Origin of the sequence: Streptomyces sp. NPDC085937 (assembly GCF_044540535.1) — a bacterium.
Classification (GTDB): Bacteria; Actinomycetota; Actinomycetes; order Streptomycetales; family Streptomycetaceae; genus Streptomyces.
Map to the genome: position 1 here is coordinate 51,195 of NZ_JBITSH010000013.1, position 23,434 is coordinate 74,628.

At 69.7% G+C, this 23,434-nt stretch carries 23 protein-coding genes; 9 read left to right on the forward strand and 14 right to left on the reverse strand.

Annotation, left to right across the window (positions count from 1 at the left end; all coding sequences use genetic code 11):
* Positions 1–138: 138 nt before the first annotated feature.
* The 13 genes from ACIF8S_RS25310 to ACIF8S_RS25370 form a co-directional block, all read right to left on the reverse strand.
* Positions 139–333, reverse strand: a complete 195-nt coding sequence (locus ACIF8S_RS25310) for a hypothetical protein (protein WP_400001943.1) — start codon at positions 331–333, stop codon at positions 139–141.
* 8 nt (positions 334–341) lie between these two features.
* Positions 342–611, reverse strand: coding sequence for a hypothetical protein (locus ACIF8S_RS25315; protein ID WP_400001944.1), 270 nt, complete (start codon positions 609–611; stop codon positions 342–344).
* A gap of 270 nt (positions 612–881) precedes the next feature.
* Positions 882–2,198, reverse strand: coding sequence for a hypothetical protein (locus tag ACIF8S_RS25320; protein WP_400001945.1), 1,317 nt, complete (start codon positions 2,196–2,198; stop codon positions 882–884).
* Positions 2,195–2,716, reverse strand: coding sequence for a hypothetical protein (locus tag ACIF8S_RS25325; protein ID WP_400001946.1), 522 nt, complete (start codon positions 2,714–2,716; stop codon positions 2,195–2,197). Before ACIF8S_RS25325 ends, ACIF8S_RS25320 begins: the two co-directional genes overlap by 4 nt.
* A gap of 153 nt (positions 2,717–2,869) precedes the next feature.
* Positions 2,870–3,361, reverse strand: coding sequence for a Tad domain-containing protein (locus tag ACIF8S_RS25330; RefSeq protein ID WP_400001947.1), 492 nt, complete (start codon positions 3,359–3,361; stop codon positions 2,870–2,872).
* A 14-nt stretch (positions 3,362–3,375) separates the two neighbouring features.
* Positions 3,376–3,822 carry a TadE/TadG family type IV pilus assembly protein gene (locus ACIF8S_RS25335; RefSeq protein ID WP_349791277.1) on the reverse strand — a complete coding sequence of 149 codons (447 nt, stop codon included), beginning with the start codon at positions 3,820–3,822 and terminating at the stop codon, positions 3,376–3,378.
* On the reverse strand, positions 3,822–4,271 hold the full coding sequence (locus tag ACIF8S_RS25340) for a TadE family protein (protein WP_400001948.1): 450 nt from the start codon (positions 4,269–4,271) through the stop codon (positions 3,822–3,824). Before ACIF8S_RS25340 ends, ACIF8S_RS25335 begins: the two co-directional genes overlap by 1 nt.
* A gap of 23 nt (positions 4,272–4,294) precedes the next feature.
* Positions 4,295–4,546 (reverse strand): hypothetical protein, encoded by a 252-nt coding sequence (locus ACIF8S_RS25345; protein WP_215211883.1) that lies wholly within the window; start codon positions 4,544–4,546, stop codon positions 4,295–4,297.
* 85 nt (positions 4,547–4,631) lie between these two features.
* Positions 4,632–5,561 (reverse strand): type II secretion system F family protein, encoded by a 930-nt coding sequence (locus tag ACIF8S_RS25350; protein WP_400001949.1) that lies wholly within the window; start codon positions 5,559–5,561, stop codon positions 4,632–4,634.
* Positions 5,558–6,514, reverse strand: a complete 957-nt coding sequence (locus ACIF8S_RS25355) for a type II secretion system F family protein (protein ID WP_400002124.1) — start codon at positions 6,512–6,514, stop codon at positions 5,558–5,560. The genes ACIF8S_RS25350 and ACIF8S_RS25355 overlap by 4 nt, the downstream gene beginning before the upstream one ends.
* 106 nt (positions 6,515–6,620) lie before the next feature.
* Positions 6,621–7,928, reverse strand: a complete 1,308-nt coding sequence (locus tag ACIF8S_RS25360; RefSeq protein WP_024883069.1) for a CpaF family protein — start codon at positions 7,926–7,928, stop codon at positions 6,621–6,623.
* Positions 7,925–8,791, reverse strand: a complete 867-nt coding sequence (locus ACIF8S_RS25365) for a hypothetical protein (protein ID WP_400001950.1) — start codon at positions 8,789–8,791, stop codon at positions 7,925–7,927. The genes ACIF8S_RS25360 and ACIF8S_RS25365 overlap by 4 nt, the downstream gene beginning before the upstream one ends.
* 17 nt (positions 8,792–8,808) lie before the next feature.
* Complete coding sequence (locus tag ACIF8S_RS25370; protein ID WP_400001951.1) at positions 8,809–9,537, reverse strand: hypothetical protein; 729 nt, start codon at positions 9,535–9,537, stop codon at positions 8,809–8,811.
* A gap of 585 nt (positions 9,538–10,122) precedes the next feature.
* Between ACIF8S_RS25370 and ACIF8S_RS25375 the strand changes: the two genes are divergently transcribed.
* From ACIF8S_RS25375 to ACIF8S_RS25410, 8 genes are all read left to right on the forward strand, one after another.
* Positions 10,123–11,043 (forward strand): hypothetical protein, encoded by a 921-nt coding sequence (locus ACIF8S_RS25375; RefSeq protein WP_400001952.1) that lies wholly within the window; start codon positions 10,123–10,125, stop codon positions 11,041–11,043.
* Positions 11,044–11,096: 53 nt separating this feature from the next.
* Positions 11,097–11,813, forward strand: a complete 717-nt coding sequence (locus tag ACIF8S_RS25380) for a hypothetical protein (protein ID WP_400001954.1) — start codon at positions 11,097–11,099, stop codon at positions 11,811–11,813.
* A gap of 362 nt (positions 11,814–12,175) precedes the next feature.
* A complete protein-coding gene (locus ACIF8S_RS25385) occupies positions 12,176–12,844 on the forward strand; it encodes a hypothetical protein (RefSeq protein ID WP_400001956.1) in 669 nt (222 codons plus the stop codon).
* Positions 12,841–13,920 carry a hypothetical protein gene (locus tag ACIF8S_RS25390; protein ID WP_400001958.1) on the forward strand — a complete coding sequence of 360 codons (1,080 nt, stop codon included), beginning with the start codon at positions 12,841–12,843 and terminating at the stop codon, positions 13,918–13,920. Before ACIF8S_RS25385 ends, ACIF8S_RS25390 begins: the two co-directional genes overlap by 4 nt.
* Before the next feature lie 56 nt (positions 13,921–13,976).
* Positions 13,977–14,282, forward strand: a complete 306-nt coding sequence (locus tag ACIF8S_RS25395; protein WP_400001959.1) for a hypothetical protein — start codon at positions 13,977–13,979, stop codon at positions 14,280–14,282.
* A complete protein-coding gene (locus ACIF8S_RS25400; protein ID WP_400001961.1) occupies positions 14,279–15,616 on the forward strand; it encodes a putative T7SS-secreted protein in 1,338 nt (445 codons plus the stop codon). The genes ACIF8S_RS25395 and ACIF8S_RS25400 overlap by 4 nt, the downstream gene beginning before the upstream one ends.
* 395 nt (positions 15,617–16,011) lie before the next feature.
* Positions 16,012–16,647, forward strand: a complete 636-nt coding sequence (locus tag ACIF8S_RS25405; RefSeq protein WP_400001963.1) for a hypothetical protein — start codon at positions 16,012–16,014, stop codon at positions 16,645–16,647.
* A complete protein-coding gene (locus ACIF8S_RS25410) occupies positions 16,644–17,237 on the forward strand; it encodes a hypothetical protein (RefSeq protein ID WP_400001965.1) in 594 nt (197 codons plus the stop codon). Before ACIF8S_RS25405 ends, ACIF8S_RS25410 begins: the two co-directional genes overlap by 4 nt.
* Positions 17,238–18,056: 819 nt before the next feature.
* On the opposite strand, the gene ACIF8S_RS25415 is transcribed toward ACIF8S_RS25410, so the two are convergent.
* Positions 18,057–18,356, reverse strand: a complete 300-nt coding sequence (locus ACIF8S_RS25415; protein ID WP_006133193.1) for a WXG100 family type VII secretion target — start codon at positions 18,354–18,356, stop codon at positions 18,057–18,059.
* A gap of 327 nt (positions 18,357–18,683) precedes the next feature.
* Here ACIF8S_RS25415 and ACIF8S_RS25420 point away from each other — a divergent pair, with 327 nt between their 5' ends.
* Positions 18,684–23,378: an FtsK/SpoIIIE domain-containing protein gene (locus ACIF8S_RS25420; RefSeq protein ID WP_400001966.1), complete on the forward strand. Its 4,695-nt coding sequence runs from the start codon at positions 18,684–18,686 to the stop codon at positions 23,376–23,378.
* The last annotated feature ends 56 nt before the right edge of the window (positions 23,379–23,434 follow it).

The window sequence follows — 23,434 nt, forward strand, 5'->3', positions numbered from 1 at the left end:
TCCGGCCCCCGGTGACCGGCCACGCACCGGTCACCGCCCGGCGAAAAGGCGGTTCACGTCACCGCCACGAGAAGCAGCCGTGAATTCTGTGCCGATTTCCGGGTTTCTTCGGTCAGGGCTTCGAAGCCGTTCGGGCCGTCACAGCGTCAGCGTCCGCGCGATGGAGTCCACGATGCCCTCCAGCGGTTCGTCGAGGACCGGTCCGGTCCAGGACACCATCGGCGTGACGGCGGCGTCCGTCGTCGGCGGGCGCACGCCGTGGAAGAGCGTGCGGACGACCGGCCGCGGTCCGAACGGCCGCTTGCGCTCCTCGACGGACAGGTCGTCGGTCATCGGCGGGATCACTCCGTCCAGGTCAGCGAGGAGGCGATGGCGTCGAAGAGGCCGGCCGTGCCGTCGGCGACGGGTGCCAGCGGCGTCGAGAAGGTCAGCAGCAGGTACTGGGCGGTGCCGGGAACCGGCACGTGGTACTCGACCGAGACGGACGCGCGGTGCCCGTCCTGCCGCTCCCGCTCCGTCGGCCGCGTGGCGGACCGGACCCGTACGGCCGTGCCCGCCGCCAGGTCCTGCGGTGTCAGCGGCTCGGGGCCGCGCAGCGGGGCCAGGCTCACCAGCAGCGAGGCCGGGACGGTCAGCGGTCCCGCCTCCTGGAAGCTGGTACAGCTCGATCCCGCCGCCCTCGTAGGCCTCGGCGGCCCGACGGCGGAGATCCGCGCGCATCTCCTCCTTGAGGTGCGGCGCGTTGTCGACGCCCCGGAAGCGGCGCTCCACCAGCGCGTCGACCGACGTGTCCCGCTGCTCGGGGCCGAGCAGGATCCGGAACCACCCGTCGGGCAGCAACAGCTGGTAGTCGGACGGCGGTTCGGCGGTCTCGGGGCCGGTCATCGTCGGGCCTCCTCAGGTGTGCGCTCCGCGGCCGGCCGGTCGAGGACCAGCCGGCCGCGCAGTTCATGCACGGCGTACGGCACGGCCTGCAGGACGAGGCCGAGCGCCCCGGCGGCCACCGCGACGGCCCCGGCTCCGGGCGCCGTGTCGGCGACGCGGACGCCCTGGACGACGGAGAAGAGCGAGCCGAAGGCCATGACGGCGGCGGACGACACCCCCGCCGCCGTACCGGGGAAGCGGGCGGCCCGGCGGGCATCCGTGCCGGTCCGGGGCAGCAGGCCGGTGCCAAGGACGGGCCCCTTGAGCCAGGTCCGCCTGCCGCCGAGGCGCCGTTCGGAGACCGTCAGCCCGGTGGCACGGCACAGCCGCGACCATCCCCCGGCGCCGTTGCCCCCGCCGAACCACAGGTCCCACGGAAGCACCGCCCGCACCTGCTCACCGGGGCCCCGCAGTTCCACCCCGACGGGGCGGCCGGTCCCGTCGGTCACCCGGACCAGCCGGGTCACCGCGTGCGGGCCGGAACGGGCGAACCAGTGCTCCTGGCCGCCCAGGTCGCGCAGCACCAGGTCGCGGTCCTGCACCCGCAGCTCGGTGTCCCGCAGGAAGCGGACCGTGGCCCCGGCCCCCGGCGCCGGGCTGGGCACGACGCGTCCGACGACCGTCACCCGGCGGCGGCCCGCCCGCAGGCGCGTCCAGCCGCGCAGCGCCAGGCGGGCCACGGGCCCGCACAGGGCGGTCAGGGCGAGCAGCAGCACCAGCCAACCGGGCGCGGTGCCGGAGAAGACGACCACGGTGAACGCGGAGAACCACAGCGTCCCGGCGACGGCCCGCACGCACCAGTACCACAGCGGGAAGGCAGGCCCGGGCCCGAGCGGGACACCCGAACTCCTCGGCCTACGGCCGTCGTTCCGGTTGCCCGTGATGTGCAGCGGCACGCCCGCGGCCTTCAGCAGCCCGGCCACGCCCGACCGCTCCAGCAACTGTTCACCCCGCACGGACCCCGGCGGGAGCGCGGGCGCCTCCGGCAGCCACTCCTCGACGGCGACACGGGCGACCGGTACCCCGTCCGCACCCAGCAACCGCACCTCGCCCCACGCGCCCGGCCGGCCCGGCTCCTGCCGTGCGGCGTCCCCGCCCGGCGCGTCGACGAACTCCGCGCGGACGACACCGCCCTCGCCGACGGGGACCCGGCGGGTACGGCCGCGGGCGCGCAGGACGAGCGCGCCGTCCTCCACGGACAGCCGGGACCCGTGACACCGTTCCAGACCGGGACCGCGCCCGCCGGCCGGCCGGAGAACGGGCTCGTCGCTCATGGGGTGACCCGGTCCGCCGGCGAGGTCACCGCACAGTAGGCGCCCTCCGCCCCGGCGACGACACCGGCGGCCGTCGCCCCCGCCCAGACGTCGGTCCGGCCGGTGAAGTTGCTCAGCGCGCTGCTGACCGCGGGGACCTCGCGGCCGGCCGGGGCGATGCCGTCGAGCCCGGCGGCCGCCCGGGCGAGGTCCGGGTCCAGCGTGCCCGCGGAGCGCGGGGCGGCCATGCCGCTCAGCCCCTCGCGCCGGCCCTCCCGGGAGAACGCGTTGCGTACGGATGTCACACCGTCGACCGTATCCCGGTACATCGCGGTGGGGCTGAAGCCCTCCTTGATGTTGCTCCAGTTCGGCAGCTTGCCCTTGGGCATGGTGGCCATCGCCCGGGCCGCGTCCTTGCCGCGCACCGACCCCTGCGCACCGCGGTTGGCGAGGTTCCACGCCTTGTTGTCCTTCATGCCGGACCGCACGGCGTTCCTGTGGAGGTTGCTGCGGGCCAGCGCCTTGCTGCCCGCGGCCACCCTTGGCGCCGGCCATCGCGGCCCGCCCGAGGCCGAAGGTGGCCACGCCCACGGCGTCCAGGATCACGGACTTCCAACTTCCCTCACGTCAGCACCAGGTCGGTCGCCAGCGGCCGCGCGACCGTTCCGCACGCCCGGTCCGTGCGGCCGTTCTCAGCCGACCTCGTTCTCCGCGACCGCCTGGCCGTGCACGACCACGTCGCCGCCGTAGAACATCCCCGTGAAGACGGGGGCGTAGGTGAGCTGGACCTCGACCTCGACCGCGTCGACGGTCGCCGTGACGCAGTGGGTGCCCGCGATGTCCGCGCCCGACATGTCCATCTCGCGGGCGAAGGCCTTCACGCGGGCGTCGCAGTTCTCGTAGTTGATCGGCGCCGGGCCGCCCTCGTTGTCGTAGAGCGCCTCGCGGTCGATGTCCTGGGCGGCGTACCGGGCCGCCTGCTCCGCGATGTCCGCCGCGCGCTCCCGCTTGGAGATGGACATGCCGCCGTCGATGACGAAGGCCGCCAGCGACAGGAACACCAGCGCGAAGATGATGACCGCGCCGGCGCCCGAGCCGCGGTCGTCCAGCCGTGCGCCGCGCTGCTCCAGCCAGGTCCGGGCGCGCCCGCTCACGCCGCCGGGCACGGGCACAGGCACAGGCATGGGTGCGGGTGCCGTCACGCCGTCCTCCGGTACGGGTCGAGCGGCGAGCTGAAGCTCGCGGTCAGGGTGGTCGGGATGTCCAGGCCCAGCATGGCGAGGCCCCGCACCTCGCAGCTCACCTGGACGCTGAAGAGGGTGTCCGGCTCGAAGCCGGGGCTGGTCTGGACGACGGTCACCGGGCCCGAGCAGACGTCCTGGAGGTTCGCCTCCGCCGCCGCCCGCGCCTCGGCCATCGCGGTGGCGTGGTCCTTCTGGATCGACCCCGCGCGGGCCGCGTCCCGTGCCGCGCCGTCCAGCGCGCCCCGCCCGTCGACCAGTTGACCGAAGCCCACCAGGACGAGGATGAAGAGGATCATCACCGGCGCGAGGATGACCACCTCGACCGTGGACAGCCCCCGGTCGCGGGAGGGGTCTTCCGCGACCGCCCGCAGCCGTCCGCGCACGGCGGAGAGCGGACCCATCAGTTCTCCCCCTCCTGCACGAACCGTTCCACCGGACCCACCGACTGGGCGTGCACCGTGAGGTCCAGGCCCGGGAACACCGTCGGGATGCGGGCGGTGATCTCGACACCGACCGTGTTCTGCTCCGGCTGGAGCATCTTCACGTCCGGGGCGATCACCAGCTGCGGGCCCAGCTGCCGGATGTAGCTGTCCACCACGTCGCGTGCCTCGCCCCGCCAGCCGCCGGGCTCGGCGTCCGCCGTCGCCCGCGCCTTGCGCGCACCCGCCTGCGCCGCCGCCTGCGCGACGTGATCGGCGAAGAAGTACAGCGCGAACTGCACCGTCGCGAAGATCATGAAGAACAGGATCGGCGTCAGGAACACGAACTCGATCGCGGTCATGCCGGAATCGCCGCGGGTGGAGGCGGCCTCCACCCGTCGGCGTACCCAGCTGCGTACGCGCACCGGCATCCCCGTGAGAGACGTGTCGGCCGTCAGCAGGTACCGCTCGCGTTGGCGCCCTCGATACAGTCGCCGACCTTCTCGGCGCCGTCCTTCAGCGCGGTGTTGATGACCGCGGCCACCACGCCCACGATCGCCACGACGACGGCCGAGATGATGACCCACTCCACCGCGGAGGCACCGCGGTCCAGTTCGCCGGAGCGCGCCCGCTCGACGCGGGCCCGCATGAAGGTGACCAGGAAGTCGACGGCGGGAATGCCGGTGTGGAAGGTACGTCCGTTCATGACGCGTTGTCCTCTCGAATTCGGTTCACGGAAGTTCTGACGTACGGCGCGCGGTCCGTGGTTCGCGGATCACTGGTCCGGGATCTCACACCTGGAACACCCGCATCGCCGCCGGGAAGATCAGGAACACGAGGAACCCCGCGCACAGCAGCAGCTGCGCCACGAGCATCGACTGGGACTTCTCACCCGCGCTGCCCTCGATCTCGGCGAGTTCGCGGTGCCGCATGGTCTCGGCGCGCGAGGCGAGGGACTCCCGCACCTTCGCGCCGTCGTCGGCGACCAGCGCCAGCGAGGCCGAGAGGTCCTTGAGCTCCTCCACGCCCAGCTCCTCGCCGAGCTGGCCCAGCGCCTGCCACTGGCTGACGCCGGTGATGCGGGCGTCGGCGAGGGCGCTGCGGATGCGCCGCGCCGCCCAGCCGTCGGACACCTCCGCGGCGGCCATCAGCGCCTCCGGCAGACCCCGGCCGCCGGCCAGGCTCATCGACACCAGGTCCAGGTACGCGCCGATCACCCGGCGCAGGTCGCGCCGCTTCTCCGCGGCGTCCCGGCGGACCTCCAGGTCGGGCAGGACGAAGAACAGCACCGCGCACAGCAGCGCCAGCCACACCGGGATGGCCGGGCTGCTGCCGAAGCCCAGCTGCCAGACGATGGCGAACAGGAACGGCCCGAAGAACAGACCGGCCACCGCCAGCAGCACCTTGGTCGCCAGGAACTTCTCCCAGCTGCGCTCCAGCACGGCGAGGTCGGCCCGCAGCGACCGCTGCTCCCACCCCTGCTGCTGGTAGAACTCGGCCACCTTGAGGCCCACCTGGGCCCGCAGCGAGCCGAAGCGCCCGGTCTCCTGCGCGGCCGGCCGCGCCGACTCGTACGCCGAGCCGCGCGCCCGCATCGCGTCGATCCGGGCGACCTGGGAGAGGGCGCTGCGCCGGGTCGGCATCAGCGCCCGGACCAGGGCGTAGATCCCCAGTCCGACGACCGCGCCGACGACCACCGGCATCGTCAGTCCGTCACTCATCGGCGTACCCCCTCTTCCGGCTGGAACGGCGACGCCTGCGCGGGTGCGGCGCCGGGGGTGCGCGGACGCACCAGCCGCACCGACGACTCGTCGCGCACCAGGAAGCGTTCGGGCGTCTCGATGGTGGACAGCTTGCGCAACCACCAGAAGCCCAGCGCGAACAGCCCGCACACGCAGACGAGCACGAGCTGGCCGACGGCCGTGCCGTACGGCTCGACGAAGTCGCGGTTGAAGACGGACAGTCCGAGCACGAACGCGACGGACACGGCGACCACGATCTGCACCGAGCGCCGGGTGGAGGCGCGCTGCGCCATCACCCGCTGGCGCATGTCGACCTCCTCGCGCGCCGACTTCGCCAGCGCGCCGAGCACCTGCCGCAGACCGGGGCCGCGCAGCCGGGCGTTGAGGATGAGGGCGGCGACGATGATGTCGGCGGAGGCGTCGTCGATCTCGTCGGCGAGCTGCTGCAGCGCCTCGGGCAGCGGGGTGCGGGCGCGCAGCCGGTCGACCAGGGCGTCCAGGTGCGGGCGCAGCACGGGGGCCGCGGCCCGCGCGGACGCCGGGATGGCCTGCTCCAGGCCCACCGCGCCGGCGATGGTGTCGCGCAACGACTCCGTCCAGGAGGCGAGGGCCTCCACGCGCCGCATGGCGGCCCGCTCCTCGCCGGCGCCGCCGAACAGGCGGTCCCAGAAGAAGACGAGGACGGCGGCGGCGGCGCCGGCCACCGCCCAGCGGGTCATCAGCAGCACGGCGAGCCCGACGAGCGCGGCCAGCGAACCGCGCCGGCCGGCGAACCGCAGCAGCTCGTTCGCCCGCTCGCTCGCCTTCTGCTTCTCGTGCTCGGGCTTGGCGGGCAGACCCCTTACGGCGACGGCGAACAGGGCGAGGCCGCCGCCGACGGCGACGCCGCTGGCGAGGGCGTACAGCACGGTGGTGGAGAACAGTCCGCCCATGGAGCCGAGCGAGCCGAGCGCGGCCAGGTCCGTGGTGGCGGGACCGGGGGTGGTCACCGGCGCGGTGGAGAGCGTGACGGCGGTCAGGGGCACGGTGGTCATCGGCTCACCCCCACGTTCCGCTGGGGCGGTAGCCGTAGGCCATCAGTTCCTCCAGGCAGGCTATGGGGGCGTGCGCGGTGACCCGGCCGTCGGGCGTCTCCGCGAACACCTCGCTGGACAGCACGCGTCCGTCGACGCCGTTGACCTCGCGCACCGAGGTGACCATGCGCTGGAGGCGGCCGCCGCTCTGGAACTCGTTGCGCCGCTGGATGAAGACGACGAAGTTCACCGCGCCCGCGATGAGCAACTGGCTGGCCTCGATGGGCAGCCGCTCCGAGGCCTGCAGGGCGTACGTGGAGATGCGGTTGAAGACCTCGCTGGAGCTGTTGGCGTGGATCGTGGACAGCGAGCCGTCGTTGCCCTGGGACATCGCGTTCAGCATGGTCACGATCTCGTCGCCGAGCACCTCACCGACGATGACGCGGGAGGGGTTCATGCGCAGCGACCGGCGCACCAGCTCCGCCATCGAAATGGCGCCCTGCCCCTCGGAGTTGGGCAGCCGCTCCTCGAACGCCACCACGTTGGGGTGCAGGTCGGGGAAGGTGTCGAGCCCCAGCTCCAGCGCGCGCTCCACGGTGATGAGGCGCTCCTGCGGCGGGATCTCGTTGGCGAGGGCCCGCAGCAGCGTGGTCTTACCGGCGTTGGTGGCGCCGGCGATCATGATGTTCTTGCGGGCGCGGACCGCGCAGGCGAGGAAGTGCCCCAACTCGGGGGTCAGCGTGCCGTTGCCGACCAGGTCGGAGATGAAGACCTTGCCCATGCGGGCCCGGCGGATGGACAGCGCGGGCCGGCGGGCCACGTCCATGACGGCCGACAGACGCGAGCCGTCCGGCAGCCGCAGGTCGAGCTGCGGGTTGGCGGAGTCGAAGGGCCGGGAGGACAGACCGGAGTACGCGCCGAGCACCTGGATCAGCTCGATGAGCTCCTCGTCGGTCTCGGCGACCGGCTCCCCGCGGGTCTCGCGCCCGTCGGAGTAGCCGACGAACACCTGGTCGCAGCCGTTGATGTCGATGTTCTCGACCTCGGGGTCGTCGAGCAGCGGCTGAAGCCGGCCCACCCCGAACAGCGCCGCGTGCACGGCGGCCGCGTACTGCTCCTCGGTCTCCGCGTCCAGCGGTGTACGCCCCGCGTTGATCTCGGAGCGGGCGTACTCCTCGAGGATCTGGGCTATGACGGCACGGGCGTACTGCCGCTCGTCCTCGGTGGACATCGGCGTGACGCCGTTGACCTGGTCGAGGCGGCGCTGCTCGGCGATCCGGTCACCGGCGTCCTGCCGGAACCGCTTGACCAGGGAGTGGTCGACAGCGGTCATCGCCCGGCTCCGTGACCCTGGGGCGGCTGCCCGGCGTGGGCCTGCTGGGCCTGCGCCTGGGCGGTCCAGGCGGCGCCGTACTGCTGGTACACGTCGGCCGTCACCTTGCGCGCCGAGCGGATCAGCAGCGACTTGTCGAGCCGTCCGCGCCGGCGTCCGGCGAGCTGCTCGGCGCCGGCCGGGTCGTCGGCGAGGGTGCCGACCACGCGGGCGCCGGTCTGGGCGTGCACGAGCATGTCGTTGACCTGGCCGGCCAGCTTGGCGGCGTTGCCCGGGTCGGCGACCAGGACGACGCCGATCACCGGGTTGTTCAGGCTCGCGGCGCCGCGCGGGCCGCCGTGCAGCTTGCCGGCCAGCGCGGCCGCCCGGTCCCTCACCCGGGCCAGCGCCTCGGGCTCGGTGCGGGAGATCAGCAGCACCAGGGAGGCGTGCGGGAACAGCTCCGCGGCCGGGGTGTCGCCGCTGATGCGTCCGCAGTCGGCGATGACGTCGGCGGGCGCGTTGGGCGAGTCGGCGAGAGAGGCGAAGGCGTGCCCGAGGGTGGGCCACAGCCCGGCGAGACCGGCGGCCTGCTCGGCGATGCCGAGCCCGACGAGCACTTCGAGTCCGCCGCTCAACGGCTGGACGTGGTCCCACAGTTGGTCGGGCACCAGGCCGCGCCGCGCGGTGGCGGCGATGGAGAGCATGCCGGTGTTGGGGTTGAGCGGACCGCCGTGCGCGGCGGCGCTGCGGTACACGAGGTCACCGCCCGCCGGGTCGGTCTCGGCGAGCAGCACGCGCCGCGGCCAGACCGCCGCGAGGGCGACGGCCGCGGTCGTGACGCCGGGAGAACCCTTGTCGGCGGCGAGGGCGATGAGGGCCATGGGTCGGGTGCCGCCTTCTAGTTGCCAGGAACGAGGACGAGCGCCACCTCGCCGTTGGAGGCGGCCTGGGTGAGCGCCGCGGCCTGCGCGCTGTCGACGAGGAGCGTCACGGGCCGGTTGCTGCTGCTGACGAAGTCGTCGCCCTTGGTCTCCTGGACGTAGTTCACGACCGCCTTGTCCACGATCAAGGTGTCGCCGCCGGAGGAACCGGAGGAACCGCCGTCGCCGTCACCGCCCGACCCGGACCGCGAGGTCCCGCCGACCCGGTACGCGGCCACCGTGGCGCCCGACTTCAGACCGGCCGGGTACTGGCCCTCCTTGAGGGACAGGCCGACGAGGGCCTTCCCGTCCGGGACCTTGGCCTCCTCGCCGAACATCTCGCCGACGGCGACCACACCGCCCGGGATGGTGGTGACGGCCTTCAGCTTCTTCAGGGCGCCGAGCTGCGCGTACTTGACGTAGTGGATGCCGGGGTCCTCGGCGACCATCACCGACGTGGTGTTGCTGTCGGTGACCGCCTGTCCGGCCGGGATCTCCTCGGTGATCTTGACGACCTCGATCCGGTCACCGGCCTGCAGCACGAGCATGGTGGCGCCGAGCGCGCCCACCAGGATCAGCAGCACGGCCAGCGCGGCGAGGGCCGGCTTGCGCTCGCGGGGCGGAGTCGGAAGCCGGTCACCGACCGGCGGTTGAGCCGGAGCCGCGGAACGACCCGCGCCCGCCCCCGTACGCTCCTGGATCTTCACGCAGCCGCTCCCCGTACACCCAAGATGATGTCTGCCAAGTTCCCTGTGATTCCGGACACTTCACCCGCCTCCGCTCGCGCGCGGACATGCGGGACGCGTGGGGCTTAGTCGCCCTGATGCGGGCGAATAACCAACGCGTACGTGAGTGTCAAGCCATCGCACCGTATCAGCCGGGCATACGGCCCTCAAGACGGAAGCGACCTCACCCGGCTCGCCGCACACACCGTTGTTCAGCTGCAATTTCACCGTTGAACAACCCAGTCGGCAGCGGCCGGTGAGACGGCGCTCCTGCTGTGCGGACGCGAAGCCCCAACTGTGCGCGCTGCCTCGGCCGCGAAGCCGCTTCCTCACCCACCGCACACCTCTCCCCCACGAATCGCTCACGGGGGCTGTCGGAGGGGCGTGCCATGATCGTGCTCCGGCACGGTGACCGGCCGGTCGCCGAGGGCGACGGATGTCACACGGTTGAGCACCGGAGGAGCGGGTCCTGGGATGGGGGTCGGTACCGGCGTCGGCACCGGAGCCGGCGGAGGTTGCCGGGGGCGGGACGTACGGGGAAACGTGGGAACACGGGGAGCTTCGAGGATGACGGGGACACAGGCGGTGAGGCCCCCGCTGGGGGGCGCGGCACTGGCGGCGGACGCGCGCCTGCTGGAGAAGGTGCGCGGGGTGAGCGCGCGCACCGGCGTCGATTACACGGACGACGCGGCGCTGAGCGAGCTGCTCGTACGGCACCGGCGTGCCGTGGACGGGGCGAGCCGCGGCCCCGTCGGCTGGATCGGCGGCCTTGCCCTGGTGACGGGCGTGATGTGGCCGTTCGTGGGTCACATGGTCCCGGCCATGGCCGGCAACCCGCTGCTCGCCTACGCCCCTGCGGGCCCGCTGCTGATCGTGGCGGTGGCGTGCCTCACCCTGGTCCGCGTCCGCTGGAAACGCGCCGTGCTGCACAAGGAGCTGGCGGGCTACCGCGAGGTTCTGGGCCTCGCCCGGGCCCACGGCATCGAGCCTGCCTACGTGCCGCCGTGGCTGGAGGGCCGCAACAGGGGCGGAGACGGCAGGGGCGCCGCGCCGATACCGAGGTACGCACCGGTGGAGCGGGTGGGTGCGCCGGACGCACCTGGTGATGCCTCCAGTAATGCCTCGGAAGAACGCACCGGTAGGCCGCCGGCCGCGACGGTGCCGCCCTCGAAACCAGACGCGGTGGCGGCGTACGAGCGCATCGCCGACGAGGGCGGCTGGCACGACGAGGTGGGCTGCCTGCTGCTGCTCGCCGGTGTGATCGGCGCCGCCGTGGCGGTGACCTCGGGCACGCCGCTCGGCCTCGCCGCACTGGTGCTGATTCCGCTCGCCGTCGTCGTCTGGGTCAAGGGCCACCGCCAGGGAACGGCGAAGGCGGACCTGCGGACGGAGGCGGAGGCGTACGCCAGAGCGGTGGTCGCGGCCCGGGCGGCGGGCGTGGACACCCCGGACCTGTCGCCGCAACTGCGCGCGCTGCTCGACGACTGACATCGCTCGTCATCCCCCCCACACACACTCAGGTTTCAGAGGAGCCCCCCACCGTGAACCGTTCCACCCCTGCCCTGGCCCTGCTCTGCCTCGCCGCGCTCACGGCGTGCGGCGAAGGCGGGGAGACCGAGGACTCCACCGGCGAGCCCCGACCCTCCGCGACCCGCAGCGAGCAGCCCGCTCCCGCCGAACGGCTGGCGGGGCTCATGGTCACCCCCGCCGAGGTGAAGGGGTTCACGCTGCAGGACTACGACGACGAGTTCGCCATCGCCAAGTCGTCGGCCGAGTTGTCGGCGGACCAGCCCGCCTGCACGCCACTGGGGCTCGCGCTGAACCAACTGCCGCTCGGCGCGCCGCAGGCGGATCTCACGCGCGTCCTGATGCCCGAGACCGAGGGGCTGAATAGCGCCCACACGTACATCACGCTCACCACGTACGCGCCCGGCAAGGCGCGGGCCGTCCTGGCGGACGTGAAAAAGGGCCTTACCGCCTGCGGCGACGGCTTCACGGCCAAGGGCGACAACGGCAGCAGCGTGTACGACTCCATCGCACAGGAGGACACCGCCCCGGCCGGCGACGACACCGTCGGCTTCACGGCCACGATGTCGTTCCGGGGCGTGTCCCACACGCTTCACACTCAGGTCGTCCGCGCCGGTGACGTCGTGGGCGTCTACTTCTCCGCCAACGGCCTGGCCATCGCCAACGCCCGCACGAGCGACGCGAAGCTGCCGCCGGTGGTGGTGAAGGCGCAGAACGCGAAGCTGGGATGAGCGTGTGTTGCTCGCCTTCACGCCGCTCATGCCGCCTGCTCGCAGCTCCACCCGCCTGGCGGAGCGCACCGGAGCACCCGGCGGGGTCGCGGAGTTCGTGGCCGCCGTCCGCCGCCGTCTTCGCACTGGCATTGGGAAACAGACGGCTGCACAGACTCGTTCAGTTGCTCACACTGAGGTCTCTGAGGGGACGGTACGAGCGAAGTGACCTGCACGTATTGGCCGTACGCCCCGACTGCCCCCGTTCGGACCGGCCCCGCCGCAATCGCACCGTTCGCGGGACCCTTCGCCCTGGCGAAACCGGAAACCGCACCGATACCGTCATTGCCCTCGACTGCACTTCTTTCTCACGGGGAGCCACTGTGAAGCGCCGCACCTTGCCCACCGCCGCCGCGTTCGCCGCCGCGACAGCCTTGCTCCTCACGGCTTGCGGCGGCGGGGACGACGGCTCCGCCGACAACGACAAGATCGCCGGAACCGGCCGGGGCACAGTCACACCCATCCCATCCGCAACGTCAGGTACGTCGTCGGAGACCAAGCCAGATGGAGTGGATGTCACCCTGCCGGGGGACATGAACCTGGTCTTCGACTGGGAGAAGCCGAGCAAGAAGAACGAGGCTGCCGCGATGGAAGACGCTGCGAACTTCATGCGAGCCATCTACCGCGGTGTGGACAAGGGAACGGCCGAGGACGCAGCGGTGCTGGCCTACTCCACGGGTGGAGGTAGGCACTACGCGGAGACACAGATCGAAAGCAGAGTCGACGGCGGCTGGACTGCGACCGGAACCCGGCGTCACTACCAGGCCACCACCCGGTCGGCCCCCACAGGCACAGCAGTAGAGGTCGCTTTTTGTGTGGACTCAAGCAAGTTCTTCGGAGAAGAAATCAAAACCGGAAAGGTACTGAAGACCAAGCCCAGCCTTGAGGACTTCGACTACTTCAAGATCATCATGGTGAAGCACCCGACAGGCAAGGACCTGTGGCAGGCGTCGGAGGTCTACGTCGAGGGGAAGGCAGCGAAGTGTCAGTGAGCCGAAAACAGCGCACTGCCCTCGGCGCAGGCATCCTGGCGCTGGTCTTCTTCATCCCTCCTCTCACACAGAGCGCCTATGCGGCTGAGCCGGTCAAGAACACGGGAGGCGCAGGAACAGAGCAAACCGGTGGAGGAGACGACACCGGCATCTACGCCGCCGCCCGCATCACGTACTCCGGTTCCGTGGCCGCGAACGGCGGCACCGGCAACGTGACGTCCATCAACGTCAACTGGACGCCTCCACCCTGCTGGTACGCCCCGTACCTCGGTGCCAAGGACTTCAAAAAGAAGATGTCCAAGGACATCGAGAGCCAGTTGAATACGCCTGGCATCGGCGGCACCGCCGGTGCCTCGCTCACCCAGCTGAAGCGTCACTACGAGGACGACTTCGGCTGGACCGACACCCCCGGCTACAAGGACTACAACGTCGAGAAGGACGGCGAGGGCATGTTCTGGGCCGGCGTCGAGAATCCGAGCGAACCCGATGTGCTGAAGCGCGGCTCCTGCACCGACCTCCCCTTCTGGGTGGAGAACGGCGAAGCACCACCCCCGCGGTACGAGCAGGCGATCAGGCCCGAGATTCTCGCGGCCCTGGCCTACCAGCACATGGAGTTGCCCGACACCAAGGTCAGCCTCGCGCCGGAGCAGACCACCAAGGTGAACCTGCCCACCTGGGCATGGCTGGACAAGGCCGTGTTCGACGAAGCGCAGGCGACCGCGGCCCTCAACGTCCCGGGCTTCAACATCCAGGCGACGACGACGGCGAGGCCGGTCTCACTGACCCTCGAGCCCGGCACCGACGACGCCGTGACCTACCCCGCCTCGGGCGAGTGCACGATCAACGACGATGGCTCGATCGGAGAGCCGTACGCGAGAGGCAAGGCCCACCGGAACCCGCCCTGCGGCATCAAGTACCTCCGCTCGTCGGGCGACGGCACCTACAACCTCCAGGCCACGATCACGTGGGACATCTCGTGGACCGGCACCGGCGGCGCCGGCGGCGACCTCCCCGACGGCACCTTCGCCAACGGCCAGGCCGTCACCGTCCAGGAGATCCAAGCCGTCAATCGCTAGGCCTTCCCAGTACCTAGGCACCACCAGTGACGTCCTCACAGGAGACCAGCAGAGCCATGGCAGGCGATTCAGATCTCATCGTCAACATCGACCTCCTTGTCGAATCGGAGTCCGCCCTGAGCAAGATCCAGAAGGATCTCAAAGAGATAGGAAGCAGAAAGGACGATATGCGCCCCTACTGGGGGAGCAGCGAAATAAGCGGCGCAATGGGTAAGTTTGTGGACAATTGGGACGACTATCGCGGGAAAATGCTCGAAAGCCTGAGCAGTGTAGGGAAGCTCGTCACCAACACCATCAACGGCTTCACCGGAGCTGACGCTGCCCTCGCGAAGGAACTGAGAAAAGCGAGGAAAGGTAAGTGAGCGCTTCCTCCAAACCGCGCCCTCGAGACTGGCATCCGCTCGCCGAGTCCGACCCTGTTCCGGGAGATCCGGAAGAGATCCGCGACGAAGTTACGCACATGAGGAGCGTGGCGACCACGCTCCGAGACCAAGCCGAGCGCCTACGCAAGATCAAAAATGACGACGAGCTAAAGGGAAAGTACGCAGGTAAACTACGCGAGGAATCTAATGTACTCGAAAAGCATCTTCGTGAGGTCGCCAGTCGCTACGAGCGGGTCCACGTCCATCTGAAAAAATGGGCCACCGAACTCGAGGCATTTCAGGAGGATGCCGACAAGGTCCTCGCCGGCGCGAAAAAGGAGCAGGAGCGACTCGAAGCCGAAAAGAGCAAAGAGGACGCCAACACAGAAGGCACGCCAAAAGCCTCAGTCAGTGACACTGAAGGTGACCCACTCCATGAGTACCGGGTCAAACTCAGCGGCATCGTGGGAGACCGTGACGACCGCGCAGCGCACTACGCCGGCAAGATCCGTGACGAAATCGACGACATTATCGAGGACAGCTTCTGGGACAACATCAAAGGATGGATCCACGACAACATCGATAAGATCAAGTGGGTCCTTGACGCTCTAGGCTGGGCAGCCTCTGTCCTAGGCACGCTCGCGCCATTCCTAGCTTTCATCCCCATTATCGGGCCCTTTATCGCCGGGCTCGCCGTCGGACTTTCCCTCTTCATCGCAGCATCCCGTTTCGTCCTTTTCCTTGCCGGAGAAGCAAGTTTGACGGAAGTGCTGATGGACTGCGTCGGACTGGTTGCCTTTGCTGCGGGCACGAAGATGCTCGCTAAGCTGAAGACGGCGAGCAAGGCCGTCAAAACGGCTTCTAAGGAGCAGCGGACGCAGCGGCTCAAGGAAGCACTGCGCGTTAACAGGTCTGTGCGAAACGAAATCACTCGCGTCATGGCGACGACCAGCGATGATGGACTCCGGGAGTTCGGACGTCAGGCGCTGAACCGCATGCGGAAAGAGATGTCCCAGAATGCTGGGCGCGTTGCCGACGAAATGCCTGTGCGTCCCAGCCACCTCGAGCAACTCGGGTTCGGGGATGCTGAGGCACGCTCCCTCATCAACGGCATCCGTCGGAACGCTGACACCTTTCCCGACGCTGCTGCAGCCGCGGGAAGGTCGGAGACCTACTACAAGGTTGCGGTGGGTAGCGCAGTTACGGGCGCGACCGCCGATGTCGCCGACAAGGCTCTCGGCGAGAGCCCTGTTTTTCCGGACAAACCGTTCAATGAAACTTACGAGAACTTCAAGGGTGAAACCGGAATGCTGCCAGAGGACACTCATTGGTAGCTGATCGCAAGGAAGAAGCATCATGACTCCAAACCTACGAACCCGAGGTATCGGTCGCCGGGGGGTGGGGCCGACCGCGCTGGCAAAGCTATGTCTCATCATTGGGGTTTCCTCCATCTTCCTGGTGATGATCGCAGGAGCTCTTCCGCCCTCTGCAAAGGATGCCGTCTACTGGGTTCAGCGCATCATTGTGGCTGCGGCCATCCTGACTCTGCTAGCGCTCTTCTTCAGACATCCGATGCCGTCCCGACGCCCTGAAGGCCTTACGGAAGTTTTCATTTACTCGCCCGGCCTCTTTCTGGCCGCTTGGGTAACCGGCGTTTGGGCGGGCGTCTTTGCGGCTCCCCTAATCCCCCTGCTCGCCCTTGGGGCATGGATGACAGAGAGACTCCGTCGTGACTGAACAGAGCTTGACGCGATCAGCAGTGCCCACCGGCTTCAACCTGGTACTTCCGCCCGGGTGGGGGAAGGTAGACCTCCATGAGGAGGTCGTGAACGATTCGATTCTGGCCCTCGTTGACAGATCCATCGATCAGCTGCCGAAAGATCTCCCCAGAGATGACGTAAGCAAAGTACGAATGGAACTCTTCAAGCAACTGAGGAAGGCGGCGAGAAAAGCCAGTAGAGCAAACGGAATGATGCTCTATCTCCCTGTGGAACGGGTCCGCGGCAGTGTAGTTCCAGCATCTTTTGTCGTGTCGGAACCTATTAACGCAACCGGTGCCGGATTCCACTCGAATCAAGTGATCAACGGCGTGGTAGCAGAGCGAGGAGGAAGCGAAACCGTAACTGTCGACGGATCAGCCGCGACCAGAGTGGAGCGGGTTGTACAGCCTCCGGAAGGATCCGAGATCGAGTTCCCCTCCCGGCGTGTCGAGTACATACTCCCCCTGCCTGGCAGTCCGTTCCCTCGCTGGTTGGCGGTTACATTCAGCACGGTCGGCGACGGAAAGCCCAACAGTGATTACTCCTCCGCCCTCGTCGACCTGTTCGATGCTGTCATGATGACTTTCCGTTGGAGTTACGCGTGATTTTCTTCGAGACCGAAGCAGATCCTACCGAGTGGTTCCTCATGCCACTTCACTGGACGAATCTCCATCAAGCTGAGATCGACGAGTGGTCGGCTACCTGCGCTGAGATCATGTACCGACGCCACAAGAAGTGGTGGCGAAGCCCCAACCGTGATGTTATGGCGCACAGTTTCCGAATGCTGGTCGAAGCACATCCGCACCCCAGCATTCCAGCGCACCAAGTGTTCCTTTACGGCGGCGACCCGCGCAGAGTACCGCAACCCTTCTATGCCTTGGTCGTGCAACCGGAAGACGGAGACCGGGATAAGGAGCTTCGCAGCGTCGTCCAAGCGTCCGAAACGAGTCCGAACCGCCCACCCGACGTGGTGAAGTTTGACTCCGATCGGATAGGGCCGGGGCTGCGTTGCCTTCGGTACTTCGGTGACGAAGACGGCTTGGGGGTATCCCTGAATTACGGCTGGTGGTCCGAGGAACACCAACTGTTCGCCTCGATCCGAACGGTGACTGACGAAGTCGCCTGGTTGGCCACAAACCTGGATGTCTTCGATGACTTCGCCCGCAGTATCTGGCTTAATCCCAATCCAGAATGACCCAGCTCAGACGGAATGCAGAGGGCGGAGGCTTCTCCGCCTGAGTTCTCAGCGCACCGCGGCTTCTGTTCCGTCAGCGGGGGGTGTCTGACGTGCCACGCAAGGGGCTTGCATCTACACCAAGGCCGGCGACGGGTGCACGATCGACAGTACTTCGCACGCTCCTGCGGATGCCCCCCAGGATGCGCTCATCGTTCGACCGCGGCCGACGAGAGTGTGGCCACTGGGCGTGCTCGGTGCGGTACTCGGGACACCCACGTTCCCCACTACGCTGGCGCGGTCACGCCAGTGGCTTCTACTCACGACCGGGAGGGGACCGTCCTGGCGGCCCCACTGCGGCGCGATGCGCCGAGCGTCCTGTCATACAACGGGCAGCTGATCAGCATTTCGGCCAGCGAGGGCACCAGTGCCACCGGGGGTCACGCACGACCAAGGTGTAGCCGCCGGTGCAGAGGCTTGCCTGACGGAGGTACGCGTTGCGCGGCGGTATTCCTGCAAGGCGCACCACAGGTCCGGCCGGCCGCGACAACGGCTCGGTTTCCGTCGACTGCTCCATCAGGCTGTCTCACTCGCCCTCCGGCCGAAGGTCTGGCGCCGGGGAACTTGCCTGCGCTCCCGTGCTCGCCTCCCCCTCCTCCTCAGCGTGCCTGACGTCCTCGGCGCCTTCGTCGGCCACTGTCCGGGACGGTGGAGTTCCGGCGTGCTTCTGCGGGCAGCCACCGTCGGTTCGCCTTCAAGTGGTGCACAAGACGGACCGGTGGGGCGAGCAGCCGTGCCCGCCCCACCGACCGGCGTGTAACCGCACCCAGCACCCAGAAGCTACTTCCGCGCCGCCTTCGCCAGCTCGTCGTCGATCTGCTCGAACTTGTCCGCCGCCATGGTCAGGTAGTCCCCCATGCCGTCCAGACCGTCCAGCGTGGTCTTCGCGCCGTTGGTGAACTCGTCGAAGTTCTCGTCGAAGGCCTTGGAGGAGCTCTTCGTGACGTAGCCGGAGTTGACCAGGTTGTTGATGTACTTGCGGAGGCCGTCCAGCTTCTCCTGAAGCTTTTCCTTCTCCTTCACGACATGCTTGGCAGCTTCCCGCATGTCCTGATATGTGATGTCAAGGTCTTTGGCCATGAAGCCGCTTCCTCTCGCAACGCCGCAGGGCCAACCCCCGTGGCTCCCTTGTTTGCGGAACTACCGGCCTGCCGTCGCGCCCCCTGCGGCTCAGGGGCCGCCGTGGCCCACCGGTGTCTCCGTCCGCTCTTGCGGCAGAAGCTTACGGGGGTGAACTCGGCTGCCACATCCCCACCTTGTGAAGGCAGCGTTCACAAGTCGTGTATGCCGTTGCTGCCGGGAATGCGGCCCGCTCCCCGACTGCCTTCGACGGCCGCGGAGCCGATATCGTCGGCGGGACTGTGAGCCGCGGGGTGGAAGCGGCCACAGGGCCTGGGGAGGACAAGCGTGCGCCTGACTCTGACCGTCGTCGATCCGTACGGCGGGGACGCCGCCGATGTCGTACTCGATGCCGATCCCGAGTCGACCGTCGGGGACATCGCGCGCGAGCTGGCCTCGCAGGTCGGGGCCGCCGGCGCCCAGGTCATCCCGATCGGGCATCAGGGGCAGGCGCCCGCCGGGAACGCGCCACTAGTGTACGTCGACGGGTACGCCGTCGACTCCTCCGCCACCGTCGTCGGGTCGCCCCTGCGTGACGGGGCCGTCGTGTCCCTCCAGGACCCCTCCGGATGTCTCCCCGGTGAGCCCACCGGGCTCGTCGAGCTGCGTATCGTCGGCGGGCCGGCCTCCGGGTTCGTGCACCGGCTCGGCGTCGGACGCTACGAGATCGGCAGCGGCGCTGCCTCCTACGTCCGGGTCGACGACCCCGAGGTCGAGGCCCGCGCGCTGACCCTTTCCGTCGCCACCGACGGCACCTGCCAGGTCGTGGTGCACGGCGACGACGCCGACGTCACCCTCGACGGCAAGCCCATCGCCGAAGCCCAGCAGGACGCCCAGGACGGCGGCGACGACAGCACGGGCGAGGACAAGGACGGCAAGCGCAGGAAGAAGGCCAGGAAGGCCAAGAAGAAGAAGGCGCGTGCGGACGGCGGCGAGACCCCGGCGCGTCGCGGTGAGCGCTTCGACTGGCCGCTCGGCGGTCAGATCGGCCTCGGCAACACCCTGCTGGAGCTGACCCGTTACACCCCGCCCAACGCAGCCCTGAAGTGGTCCGACGACGGCGTCGGCCTCGACTACAACCGGCCGCCCCGCCTTCGCCGGCCGGAGCGGCAGACCACCTTCCGGCTGCCCTCCAAGCCCCGCGAGTACGAGGCCCGGCCGCTGCCCTGGCTGATGGCGCTGACGCCGCTCGTCGGCGCGGTCGTCATGGTGACGATCTTCCAGCGCTGGTACTACCTGATCATGGCGGGGCTCAGCCCCATCCTCCTCTTCGCCAACTACTTCAACGACAAGAAGCATGGGCGCAAGTCCCACGCCAAGCAGGTCAAGGAGTACGAGGAGCAGAAGGAGCGGATCGAGAAGGACGCCCAGGACGCGCTGGTCCAGGAGCGCAACGATCGCCGGCACGCCATCCCCGACCCGGCGACCGTGCTGTCGATGGGCACCGGGCCGCGCACCCGGCTGTGGGAGCGGCGGCGTACCGACCGCGACCATCTGCTGCTGCGGTTCGGCACCGGACGCCTGCCGTCCGAGGTGGTGCTGGACGACCCCGAGCAGGACGACCACCGGCGCCAGGTGACCTGGAAGATCGAGGACGCCCCCGTCGCGCTGAACCTGCGGTCGCTCGGTGTCATCGGCGTCGCCGGGCCGGGTGACTCGGCGCGGGCGCTGGGGCGGTGGGCCGTCGGCCAGGCCGCCGCGCTGCACAGCCCGATGGACGTGCAGTTCTACGTGCTGAGCGAGAACTCCGCGCAGCCGTCCTGGGACTGGGTGCGGTGGCTGCCGCACGCCCGCCCCTCCGGCGGCCAGGACGTGAACGTCCTCATAGGCACCGACGCCGAGACGGTCGGCGCCCGCATCGGCGAGCTGACGCAGATCCTCGACGCCCGTAAGAAGGCCGCCGAGCAGAACCGGTCCCAGGGCACGACGTTCAGCGACCCCGACATCGTGGTCGTCTGGGACGGCTCGCGGCGGCTGCGGTCGCTGCCCGGCGTGGTGCGGCTGCTCCGCGAGGGCCCCTCGGTGTCCATGTACGCCCTGTGCCTGGATGCCGAGGAGCGGTTCCTGCCCGGCGAGTGCCAGGCCTTCGTCGTCGCCGAGCCCCGCCCGGAGGAGCTGGAGCAGCAGCAGGCCGACCGCGCGGCCCAGCCGGCCGTGGCCGGTGGCTTCCCCTCCTTCCAGGCCTGGCACAGCAGCTCCCCGGAGCCCGGCCGCGCCCAGCAGGCGCCCGACAAGCTGCGGCTGCGCGTCGAGGAGGCCGGCGCCGAGCGCATCAAGGACGTACGACCGGACTTCGTCACCCCCGCCTGGTGCCTGCGCCTCGCCCGCTCCCTGTCCCCGCTGCGCGACATCAGCGGGGAGACCGAGGACTCGGCGCTGCCCGGGTCCAGCCGGCTGCTGGACGTCCTCCAGCTGGAGCCGCCGACTAGTGACGCGATCGCCGCGCGCTGGCGCATGGGCGGGCAGTCGACGCTCGCGGTCATCGGTGAGTCGTACGACGGGCCGTTCGGCATCGACATGCGCAAGGACGGTCCGCACGGCCTGATCGCCGGTACGACCGGTTCGGGCAAGTCCGAGCTGCTGCAGACGATCGTCGCGGCGCTGGCCGTCGCCAACACCCCCGAGAACATGACGTTCGTCCTCGTCGACTACAAGGGCGGCTCGGCGTTCAAGGACTGCGTCAAACTCCCGCACACCGTCGGCATGGTGACCGACCTCGACGCCCATCTGGTGGAGCGCGCCCTGGAGTCGCTGGGCGCCGAGCTGAAGCGGCGCGAGCACATCCTGGCCGCCGCCGACGCCAAGGACATCGAGGACTACCAGGACCTGGTGCGGCGCGACCCCTCGCACCCGCCGGTGCCGCGGCTGCTCATCGTGATCGACGAGTTCGCCTCAATGGTGCGTGACCTGCCGGATTTCGTCACCGGCCTGGTGAACATCGCCCAGCGAGGACGTTCCCTCGGCATCCACCTGCTGCTCGCCACCCAGCGGCCGAGCGGTGTCGTCTCCCCCGAGATCCGCGCCAACACCAACCTGCGCATCGCCCTGCGCGTGACGGACGCCGGTGAGTCGACGGACGTCATCGACTCCCCCGAGGCCGGTCACATCTCCAAGAGCACTCCCGGCCGTGCCTACGCCCGGCTGGGACACGCCTCGCTCGTGCCGTTCCAGTCGGGACGGGTCGGCGGCCGGCGGCCCGGCGCGGCCGACCCGGCGGCCCTCGCACCCTGGGTGGGCCCGCTGACCTGGGAGGACCTGGGGCGGGCGGCGCTCACCAAGCCGAAGTCCGAGGCGCGTGAGGACGAGGAGATCACCGACCTGAAGGTGCTGGTCGACGCGGTCCGCGACGCCAACCGCACGCTCGGCATCCCCGCCCAGCACAGCCCGTGGCTGCCCGCCCTGGACGAGACGCTGCTGCTCGACGACGTCGAGGTGCCGGCGTACGCACCCGCGCCGGGCACGCTGCCGCCGGCGCCGTTCGGTGTCGAGGACCTGCCGTCCGACCAGGCCCGCCGTCCGGTCGTCGTCGACTTCTCCTCCTTCGGTCACCTGATGATCGGCGGTGCCCCGCGCAGCGGCCGGTCGCAGGTGCTGCGCACCATCGCGGGCTCGCTGGCCCGCACCCACTCCGTGGCGGACGTGCATCTGTACGGCATCGACTGCGGCAACGGCGCTCTCAACGCGCTGACCCGGCTGCCGCACTGCGGGGCGGTCGTCGGGCGCAACCAGACCGAGCGGGTGATCCGGCTCGTCAACCGTCTCAAGGGCGAACTGTCGCGCCGCCAGGACCTGTTGGCGGACGCCGGCTTCGCGGACATCGGGGAGCAGCGGGCCGCGGTCGCCGAGGACGAGCGGCTGCCGCACATCGTGGTGCTGCTGGACCGCTGGGAGGGCTGGGTGCCCACGCTCGGCGAGATCGACCACGGCTCGCTGACCGACGAACTGCAGACGATGATGCGGGAGGGCGCGAGCGTCGGCATCCACCTGGTGCTGACCGGCGACCGGACGCTGCTGGTGGGCCGGATCGCGAGCCTCACGGAGGACAAGTACGGTCTGCGGCTGGCCGACCGCAGCGACTTCTCCTCGCTGGGCATCCCCACCCGCAAGGTGCCGGAGGAGATCCCGCCGGGCCGCGCCTTCCGCAACGAGTCCGGTACGGAGACGCAGTTCGCGCTGCTCGCCGAGGACACCACCGGTCAGGGACAGGCGGCGGCGTTGACCGCCATCGGTGAGGCGGCGGCCGCACGGGACGCCGAAGTGCCGCGCACACGGCGGCCGTTCCGGGTGGACAGCCTGCCGAGCCGGATCGCCTTCTCCGAGGCGTGGGAGATGCGCGACCCGGAGGCGTCGCGGTCCAAGTTGTACGGCCTGGCCGGCATCGGCGGCGACGAGATCGTCGGCTTCGGTCCCGATCTCGCCGACGGCGTACCGGCGTTCGTGATCGCGGGCCCGGCCAAATCGGGCCGCTCCACCGTGCTGATGAACTTCGCCCAGTCGTTCCTGGCGCAGGGGACCCGCCTGGTGATCGCCGCCCCGCGCCAGTCGCCGCTGCGGCAGCTGGACGGTGCGGAGGGCGTGCTGAAGGTGTTCACCGGCGACGACATCGACGAGGACGAGTTCGAGGAGCTGGTCGACGAGGCGTCCCGGGAGGAGCCGATCGCCGTGCTCGTCGACGACGGCGAGATCCTCGAGGACTGCGACGCCGAGAGCCAGTTGAAGAAGCTGGTCTCCCGGGGCGCCGAACGCGGACTCGCCCTCGTCATCGCCGGTGACGAGGAGGACGTGTGCAGCGGCTTCTCCGGCTGGCAGGTCGACGCGAAGAAGGCGCGGCGGGGCATCCTGCTCTCCCCGCAGGAGACCTCCAGCGGGGACCTCATCGGCGTCCGGCTGTCCCGCGGGATGGTCGGCGGACAGATCGCCCCGGGCAAGGGCATGCTGCACCTCGGTGACGGCGAACTGCGGACGGTCGTCGTCCCGGGCTGAGCGAGGTCCGGGCGGAAGGGGGGCCGCGCGGAAGGGGGCCCGGGCGGAAGGGGGGC

Excerpts from the sequence above, each read along its gene's own strand:
- ACIF8S_RS25310 (WP_400001943.1), bottom strand. The coding sequence starts at position 333 with ATGACCGACGACCTGTCCGTCGAGGAGCGCAAGCGGCCGTTCGGACCG.
- ACIF8S_RS25320 (WP_400001945.1), bottom strand. The coding sequence starts at position 2,198 with ATGAGCGACGAGCCCGTTCTCCGGCCGGCCGGCGGGCGCGGTCCCGGT.
- ACIF8S_RS25330 (WP_400001947.1), bottom strand. The coding sequence starts at position 3,361 with ATGCCTGTGCCTGTGCCCGTGCCCGGCGGCGTGAGCGGGCGCGCCCGG.
- ACIF8S_RS25335 (WP_349791277.1), bottom strand. The coding sequence starts at position 3,822 with ATGGGTCCGCTCTCCGCCGTGCGCGGACGGCTGCGGGCGGTCGCGGAA.
- ACIF8S_RS25340 (WP_400001948.1), bottom strand. The coding sequence starts at position 4,271 with ATGCCGGTGCGCGTACGCAGCTGGGTACGCCGACGGGTGGAGGCCGCC.
- ACIF8S_RS25345 (WP_215211883.1), bottom strand. The coding sequence starts at position 4,546 with ATGAACGGACGTACCTTCCACACCGGCATTCCCGCCGTCGACTTCCTG.
- ACIF8S_RS25350 (WP_400001949.1), bottom strand. The coding sequence starts at position 5,561 with ATGAGTGACGGACTGACGATGCCGGTGGTCGTCGGCGCGGTCGTCGGA.
- ACIF8S_RS25355 (WP_400002124.1), bottom strand. The coding sequence starts at position 6,514 with ATGGGCGGACTGTTCTCCACCACCGTGCTGTACGCCCTCGCCAGCGGC.
- ACIF8S_RS25360 (WP_024883069.1), bottom strand. The coding sequence starts at position 7,928 with ATGACCGCTGTCGACCACTCCCTGGTCAAGCGGTTCCGGCAGGACGCC.
- ACIF8S_RS25365 (WP_400001950.1), bottom strand. The coding sequence starts at position 8,791 with ATGGCCCTCATCGCCCTCGCCGCCGACAAGGGTTCTCCCGGCGTCACG.
- ACIF8S_RS25375 (WP_400001952.1), top strand. The coding sequence starts at position 10,123 with ATGACGGGGACACAGGCGGTGAGGCCCCCGCTGGGGGGCGCGGCACTG.
- ACIF8S_RS25395 (WP_400001959.1), top strand. The coding sequence starts at position 13,977 with ATGGCAGGCGATTCAGATCTCATCGTCAACATCGACCTCCTTGTCGAA.
- ACIF8S_RS25415 (WP_006133193.1), bottom strand. The coding sequence starts at position 18,356 with ATGGCCAAAGACCTTGACATCACATATCAGGACATGCGGGAAGCTGCC.